Source organism: Methylosinus sp. Sm6 (assembly GCF_019802345.1).
GTDB lineage: Bacteria > Pseudomonadota > Alphaproteobacteria > Rhizobiales > Beijerinckiaceae > Methylosinus.
The window spans coordinates 1-616 of record NZ_JAINDZ010000137.1; the positions used below are offsets into that span (position 1 = coordinate 1).

Consider the following 616-nt stretch of genomic DNA (forward strand, 5'->3'; position numbering starts at 1 on the left):
CGGCTCGTGGTTGCTACCAACTCGCCCCACGAAGGACTTTCACCTCCAATTCGATGCCCATGCCTGGCACACCTCTGCTCCGCGCGCCCGAGCGCCGCTGCTACACCTCTCCAAGGGGCACGATGGCGCATGGTGTCCGTCTCGCGACCTCCTTGAATCAGCCTTCGTCTCCACGCCCTGCGGCCGCAGCTTTCGCAAATGCTTTGTCCATATCCGCTAACGCGTTTCTCGCGAGCCCTAAGAACCGCTTGCCGCCATGTTAGCCGGACGTCATTCGAATGACGCTCGAAGAGTGACACTCCGAGCTCGTTCTCGAGCGTCAGAATTCGCCGGCTCACCGCCGATTGCCGAACTCCAAGAATCCGAGCAGCATCGACTTGATGCTCCCTTGGTTAGCGACCACGAGCGCCTGCGACACGCCGAGATAGCTTTCGAGCGAATCCATTGTTCAAAATGAAGCTCCGCAACTCTGGCGCCGAACGCCATAATTCTAAGGAAAACATACCAATTTTCACTAACTCCAGGGACTCGAAAGAGAAAGGCGTCGACTCGATGGCGGGTGATTGTCGGCCGTCACGCCGTCAAATCCACGCCTGTGAGATATTCACGGACAAGA

General features: G+C 57.6%; 1 pseudogene. It reads right to left on the reverse strand.

The features are described 5' to 3' along the window. A pseudogene (locus K3F48_RS23935) lies at positions 1-338 on the reverse strand (hypothetical protein); the annotation flags it as partial. Between the last annotated feature and the right edge of the window lie 278 nt (positions 339-616).